Source organism: Brevundimonas sp. (genome assembly GCF_035626535.1).
Taxonomy (GTDB): domain Bacteria; phylum Pseudomonadota; class Alphaproteobacteria; order Caulobacterales; family Caulobacteraceae; genus Brevundimonas.
Window position 1 is genome coordinate 46,061 of record NZ_DASPNO010000060.1, and the last position, 6,957, is coordinate 53,017.

Here is a 6,957-nt window from a genome sequence, read left to right on the forward strand (position 1 = left end):
TCGCGGCTTTTTCTTGCGCGCCGGCGTCAGACGACCGTGAAGTCGAGGCTCGTCAGGGCAAGGCCGGCGGTGACCCTGGCGAAGAGCGTCTGGGCCGCCGCCCCGCTGCCGTCCGGGTCGTAATAGATGTTCCCCGTGGCGCGGTCGTGGATGATCCGGTGGCTCGTGGTCTGCGCCTGCGTCCCGACGTGGAAGGCTGTGGTGGGCAAGCTGCCGGCGGCAAGAGTCGTGAAGACGGACCGGACCAGCAGCATCGTGTCGTCGGCGACGGAAAAGTCCACGATCGTGTCGACATTCGTCGTGGCGCCGAGGGCCGAGTCGAAGGCGAACCTGTCCCCTCCCGCCCCGCCGACCAATCGGTCGTTTCCCGATCCGCCGTTGACGAGGTCGTAGCCGTCTCCGCCGTCCACCGTGTCGCTCCCGGCGACGCCGTTCAGCTGGTCGTGACCCGCCCCGCCCCCAATGGTGTTCGCCGCGCTGTTGCCGGTGACCGTGTCGTGATGCGCCGAACCGACGAAATGTTCGAGGTTTCTGAGCGTGTCCACGCCCGATCCGCCTGTGTCCTGGGCGGCCGTAGCGCCGAGGTTCACCTTCACCGCCGCGTCGGCGTCGGCGTAGGTGACCGTATCGACGCCGGCGCCGCCGTCGATGACATCGTTGCCGGGACCGCCGTTGAGCGTGTCGTCGCCATCGCCCCCGTCGAGTGTGTCGTCGCCCCCCTCCCCGTGCAGATTGTCGGCGCCGGCCAGACCGGAGATCCGCTCGCCGCCTGCGCCCGGGAGAGGCTGCCCGGGCACTGTCGTCGACCGGTTGACCGTGTCAGCTCCGGCGGTGCCCGTAATCGTTCCGGCCACCGGGACGGGCGCCGCCGCGGAGCCGACGAACAGCAGGTGGTTGTTGACGCTCCGGGCGTCGGTCACCTTGCCCCTGGTCGCGCTTTGATAGAGCGCATCACGCAACGCCGCGGGCGAGGCCGAAGGCGTCGCCTCAAGCAACAGCGCCACGGCTCCCGCGACATGTGGGGCGGCCATGGAGGTGCCGCTCATCTGGGCCACGACGTTGGGTCCCGTGTGATACCCCGAAACAATGGCGGAGCCGGGGGCGAACAGGTCGACGCAGCTGCCGTAGTTCGAGTAACTGCCGCGTGCGTCCCGGTTGTCCGTGGCGCCGATGGTCAGGGCGTTCGGAGCCCGCGCCGGAGACACGCCGCACGCGTCGGCGGTCTCGTTGCCTGCGGCGACGACGGCCGCGATTCCCCGGCTGACGAGCCGGTTCACGGCATCATCGAGAGAGGCGGAGCTTGAGCCGCCCAGGGACATGTTGACGACGGCCGGACGGCGGGCGTTCGCCGCAACCCAATCAAGGGCGTAGATGATGCCGCTGACCGACCCGCTGCCCTGACAGTTGAGCACGCGGGCGGAGGCCAGGGTCACGCCGGGCGCGACTCCATAGCCATAGCCCCCGCCGATGGTGCCGGCGACGTGCGTTCCGTGACCGTTGCAGTCGCCCCCGTTCTGTCCGTCGTTGATGACATCGATGCCGCGGACCGCGCGACCGCCGAACAGGACGTGATCGAAGCGGATGCCGGAGTCGAAGACGTACGCGGTCACACCCCGACCGGTCGCTGTCGCGCTGTAGGTTCCACTCAACGGCAGCGACGCCTGGTCGATCCGGTCGAGTCCCCAGCTGTTGGCCGATTGCGTGATCACCACCTCCGCGTCCTGCTCGACGCGGACCACCCGGTTGTCGCGAAGCAGACCGCTACGGGCGAGATCCGACATGCGGCCCGCGAAGCCGATGAGAACGGTTTGATAGGTGAAGTCCGGCTCGACGCCGTGTTCGGCGGCGACGGCCCGGGGGTCGGTTCGCGGCTCGAGCGTGACGATGAAGCGACCGGGTATCGGGCGACCGGTCCGGCGCGGCGCGTCGAGCACGTGCTGCGGCGTGCCAAGGCCCCGCCCCTGCCCTTGTCCTTGTCCCTGTCCCTGCCCCTGACCGGGCGGCGGGGTTTGCGTCTCGTCTTGCGCGGCGGCGCTGGCGGAAAGCGCGAGAAGAGCGACTGAAAGAGAGATCGCGATCGATCGGATCCGGCCCGGAAGCATACCCATCTCCTCGCCCGACCTGCGTCTCAAAAACTACGAGGCCCAGTGGCGGGTTCCAGGAGGCCGATCCGGGCCCGATAGCCCTCAGCTCTTCCAGCGCAGAGTCGCCGCCTTGACCGGGTTGGCGAACGGCCGGCCCTCGGCGCGGCTCTTGCCCCACTCGCGCTTGAGCTGCTGGTACCATTTGGCCTGTTTGTCGGCGTCGTCGATCCAGATCAGGGCCGGGTCGTAGCGCAGGCCCTCGTTCTGCAGGTTCACCATGCCGCCGTCCTGCTTCAGGAAGGCGGCCACGCCCATCCGCAGGAAGGGCTTGGCGATGTTGAACACCCAGTGGTCGGACCAGAAGATCTGGGTGATGGTGGTCCGCGTGTCCGACCGGGGGGTCAGGCAGGTCAGGGCCAGCACCTGTTTCTCGCCGACCTGGATATGCTCCCAGCGGAAACCCGGCAGGCGGAAGGTGATCTCGGTCGCCGGCGCGCCGCCCAGAATCCTGTAGGCCCGGCTGTTCGACGACGGGGCATGGCGGACCATGGCGAAGCCTAGTTCGCGCGGCTCGAAGGCCTTGGCCTTCTCGTGCATCGAATGCTCGGAGCGCCACCACCACTGCTGGTGGACGTAGGGGCCGTGGGCGGGGTCCATCAGACCGACGACGGCGTGGTCGATATGGGCCTCGAAATCCATTGCTTCGACCAGCTTCGCCTCGCCGCCGACGACGCCGGGAAAGACCGGCGGCTCGTGATCGGGTTCGGCCGGGGTGCGCGGATCGGACGAGACCCAGACGAAGACCATGCCCTGGCTCTCGCGCACCGGATAGGAGCGCACGCGGATGCGCTCCGGCTCATAGGCCTGATCCTCGACCAGCGACGGAATGGCGGCGCAGACGCCGTCGGGGCGGAAGCGCCAGCCGTGGTAGCAGCACTCGATGGTCTCCCCCTCGCCGGGCTTTTCGACGAGCCGTCCGGCCGACAGCGGCGCGGCCCGGTGGGGACAGATGTCGCGCATGGCGTAGGCCTGACCCGCCCGGGTCCGGCCGATCAGGACCGGTTCCCCCAGCAGCTCGTGGCGCTTCAGCGAGGCCGGCTTCACGTCGCGCGACAGGGCGACGAAATACCAAGTGTCGAGAACGAATCCCTTGCCGAACGGCGCGGGCGGGGCGGCTCGGGCCCCGGTGGGCGCTTCGACGGGGGCGGTATCGGGAGGCGTCATGTCTGCTATTCTAGGCGCGGGCCCGGCCTCCCCGCCAGCCGCCGCGCGCGAGTATGAGAAAAGCACTTTACATCATAAAGTGCGGCGCGTATTCAGGACGGAACGTTTTGGAGAAAGCGAACCGATGAGACCTGCCCTTATGGCCCTGATGGCCGCCGCCGCCCTGACGACACCCGCCTTCGCCCAGGACGCCCACGGCGCCCATGCGCGCGCCGCCCACGCCGCCCACGGCCACCAGCACGCCGACTTCGAGTCGGGCCGCTTCCACGTCCGCATCGACGGGCCGGAGCACCCGGTCGGCGACGTCATCCTGATCCCCGGCCTGTCGTCCTCGCCCGAGGTCTGGGACATGCTGACGGATGAGCTGAAGGGCCGCTACCGCGTCCACCGCATCCATGTCCAGGGCTTCGCCGGCGCGCCGGCCGAGGCCAATGCGGAAGGGCCGGTCTCCGCTCCGGTGGCCGAGGACATCGCCCGCTACATCCGCGAGCAGGGCCTGCAGAAGCCGGCGGTGATCGGTCATTCGATGGGGGGCACGATCGGCATGATGCTGGCCGCGCGCCATCCGGACGCCGTCGGCAAGCTGATGGTGGTCGACATGATCCCCTTCATGGGCGCCATGTTCGGCGGCGCCAACGCCACGCCCGAGAGCGTCGCCCCGATGGGCGAGATGATCTACCAGGGCATGGCCAACTCGTCCCGCGAGCAGTGGCTGGCTGAGTCGAGCGCCAGCATCACCAGCATGATCAATACCGGGTCGCAGCGCGCGGGGCCGCTGGAAGCCGGCGCCACGACGGACCAGAAGGTGGCCGCCTCGGCGATGCGCGAGCTGGTCGTCACCGACCTGCGGCCCGAGCTGGCCAACATCACCGCCCCCACCACCGTGCTCTACGTCAGGTTCAACGATCCCCGCATGACGCCCGAGATCACCGACGGCATCTACCGCGCCTCGTTCACCACCCTGCCCGCCGCGACCCTGAAGCGGATCGACGACAGCGCCCACTTCATCATGCTGGATCAGCCGGCCGTGTTCGTCGCTGAGGTGAACGCGTTTTTAGAATAGCCCCGCCAAGGGCCATGCTTTCGGCGGAAACGTCCCTCACGGTCCGGTGACGACGTGAGGGGCGTTTGCGTGCGTCCGGCGAACGGCTAAGACCGCTACCGGACTGGATGAGGTTTCGATGGCGGGTTCCGGCTTCAGCTTCAGGCGCGGCGGCGGCGACGGTCAGCCGAAGGCCGCCCGCACCCCGGTGCAGCGGCTGATCTACTGGGGCTCGGTGCTGGCCGTCTGGGGCGCCATCTTCCTGGTCGTCTTCTTCGCCGTCTTCGCGCGCGACCTGCCCGACACCTCGACTCTCTACAACGTCGACCGCCAGCCCTCGATCACCTATCTGGACCGCAACGGCGCCCTGATCGCGGTGCGGGGGACGCAGCAGGCCCCGCCGGCCGACCTCGACGCCCTGCCCGACTATGTCCCGGCGGCCTTCATCGCCATCGAGGACCGGCGCTTCTACCACCACCCCGGCTTCGACCCGATCGGCATGACCCGCGCCATCGCGGCCAACATGCGCGCCGGGCGCGTCGTCCAGGGCGGCTCGACCCTGACCCAGCAGCTGGCCAAGAACCTGTTCCTGTCCCCGGACCAGAACATGAAACGCAAGGTCCAGGAGCTCATGCTGGCGGTCTGGCTGGAGATGAAATTCTCCAAGAAGGAGATCCTCGCCCTCTATCTGAACCGCGTCTATTTCGGCGCCGGGGCCTATGGCATCGAGGCGGCCTCGCAGCGCTATTTCGACAAGGGCGCCAAGGACCTGACCGTCGGCGAGGCGGCCCTGCTGGCCGGCCTGCTCAAGGCCCCGTCGCGCTACTCGCCGGTGTCCGAGAGCGAGCGGGCCGCTGCGCGCGCCACGGTGGTCCTCAACGAAATGGTCGACGCCGGGGTGATCTCGCCCGAGCAGCGCGCCCAGGCGGTGACCGAGCCGGTCCGCGTGTCGCGCACCCTGGCCAGCCAGCATGCCCAGTATTTCGTCGACTGGCTGGACAAGCAGATCCGCGAACTGGTCGGCGAGCCGACCGAGGACATGATCGTCGAGACGACGCTGGACCTGACCCTGCAGACCTCGGCGGAGCGGGCGGTGCGCCGCATCCTCGACCGCGACCGGTCCAGGGGCGTGCAGCAGGCGGCGCTGGTGGCGCTGGACGGCGAGGGCCGGGTGCGCGCCATGATCGGCGGCGCCTCCTACGCCGACAGCCAGTTCAACCGCGCCGTCGATGCCCGCAGGCAGGCGGGCTCGGCATGGAAGCCGTTCGTCTATCTGACCGCGCTGGAGAGCGGCTACACGCCCCAGACCCTGGTCAACGACGCGCCGATCCGCATCGGCAACTGGTCGCCGCGCAACTATACGGGCGACTACCGCGGCGAGATGACCCTGTCGCAGGCCGTGGCCCAGTCGATCAACACCGTCGCCGCCGGGCTCGCCGACCAGATCGGCCGCGACAACGTCGCCCGCACCGCGCGACGCCTCGGCATCAGTTCGCGCATCGGGCTGGAACCGGCCATGGCGTTGGGCGCGGTCGAGGTCTCGCCGCTCGACATGGCCCAGGCCTATGACGCCTTCGCCAACGGCGGCAAGCGCGTCCGGGCCTATGGCATCAGCCGCATCCGCACCCCGCAGGGCCGGGTCATCTACCAGCGCGCCAGCCGCGAGACCGGGCCGGTGCAGGCCATCTCCAATCCATATCTCTACTACCTGAACCAGATGCTGCGCGGGGTCATGACCTCGGGCACGGGACGGTCCGCGGCCATCGCCGGGCGCGACGTGGCGGGCAAGACCGGCACCACCTCGGACTACAAGGACGCCTGGTTCGTCGGCTACACCGGCGGCTTCGTCACCGCCGTCTGGGTCGGCAAGGACGACAACTCGGCGATGCGCGGCGTCACCGGCGGCTCGTCGCCGGCGGCCATCTGGCGCGGCTTCATGGAAGCGGCGCTGCCGCGCCTGAACGCCCCGCCGATCCCGGACGGCCCGGCCATGCCCGAAGGCTGGCAGCCGCCCAGCCCGGTCGAAAGCCTGATCGGCCGCATCGGCGACCTGTTCGGGGACAATCCGCCGGGCGACACGAGCGTCGATCCGCTGGACGAGGGGCTGCTGGACCCGCCGCCGCCGCAGCGCCCGACCTCACCCAACCGCAACGACACCCCGGTGCTGCGCCCGACGCAGCCCCAGCCCCAGCGCGATCCGCCGGCGCCGCAGCCGGAACCCGCGCCGCCGCCGGAGAAGAAGGCCGATCCGCTGTTCTTCTGAGGTGCTGTGAACACCTTTCCCCGTCATCCTTGGGCTTAGCCCGAGTACGACGCGGTGAAAATGCGCGGCCCTCGTGCGTGCATTTCATGGTCGAACTGGTCGAACTCGGGGGGTTTCGCGTCCGTAACCATGGTCGAAATGGTCGCGAACTGGTCTCCGGCCGCTACCGCCCCACCGCGTGCAACGCAGGCCCGTGGTCGCGCAGCCATTTGCGGTGCGGGCGGTGGTCGCCGATCAGGCGCTGGACCACCGACCAGTAGGCCGGGCTGTGGTCGGCGTGGACCAGATGGGCGACCTCGTGAGCGGCGAGGTAGTCGATCACCGCGTGCGGAGCCATGATCACC

At 69.3% G+C, this 6,957-nt stretch carries 5 protein-coding genes; 2 read left to right on the forward strand and 3 right to left on the reverse strand.

Annotated features, from left to right (window positions below):
• Nucleotides 1-26 precede the first annotated feature (26 nt).
• Together VEC04_RS09605 and VEC04_RS09610 are read right to left on the reverse strand one after the other, a co-directional pair.
• On the reverse strand, nucleotides 27-2,102 hold the full coding sequence (locus VEC04_RS09605) for a S8 family serine peptidase (protein WP_324776223.1): 2,076 nt from the start codon (nucleotides 2,100-2,102) through the stop codon (nucleotides 27-29).
• Nucleotides 2,103-2,186: 84 nt separating this feature from the next.
• Nucleotides 2,187-3,308: an aromatic ring-hydroxylating dioxygenase subunit alpha gene (locus VEC04_RS09610; protein ID WP_324776225.1), complete on the reverse strand. Its 1,122-nt coding sequence runs from the start codon at nucleotides 3,306-3,308 to the stop codon at nucleotides 2,187-2,189.
• Nucleotides 3,309-3,432: 124 nt separating this feature from the next.
• On the opposite strand from VEC04_RS09610, the gene VEC04_RS09615 reads away from it, so the two are divergent.
• Both VEC04_RS09615 and VEC04_RS09620 read left to right on the forward strand, forming a co-directional pair.
• A complete protein-coding gene (locus VEC04_RS09615) occupies nucleotides 3,433-4,371 on the forward strand; it encodes an alpha/beta hydrolase (protein ID WP_324776227.1) in 939 nt (312 codons plus the stop codon).
• A 118-nt stretch (nucleotides 4,372-4,489) separates the two neighbouring features.
• Complete coding sequence (locus VEC04_RS09620; protein ID WP_324776229.1) at nucleotides 4,490-6,613, forward strand: PBP1A family penicillin-binding protein; 2,124 nt, start codon at nucleotides 4,490-4,492, stop codon at nucleotides 6,611-6,613.
• Nucleotides 6,614-6,776: 163 nt separating this feature from the next.
• Here the strand turns inward: VEC04_RS09620 and VEC04_RS09625 are convergent.
• The coding region (locus tag VEC04_RS09625; protein WP_324776231.1) for a M48 family metallopeptidase at nucleotides 6,777-6,957 on the reverse strand (181 nt) is incomplete at its 5' end.

Coding starts and splice junctions, on each gene's coding strand:
- VEC04_RS09615 (WP_324776227.1), top strand. CDS start 3,433: ATGAGACCTGCCCTTATGGCCCTGATGGCCGCCGCCGCCCTGACGACA.
- VEC04_RS09610 (WP_324776225.1), bottom strand. CDS start 3,308: ATGACGCCTCCCGATACCGCCCCCGTCGAAGCGCCCACCGGGGCCCGA.
- VEC04_RS09620 (WP_324776229.1), top strand. CDS start 4,490: ATGGCGGGTTCCGGCTTCAGCTTCAGGCGCGGCGGCGGCGACGGTCAG.
- VEC04_RS09605 (WP_324776223.1), bottom strand. CDS start 2,102: ATGCTTCCGGGCCGGATCCGATCGATCGCGATCTCTCTTTCAGTCGCT.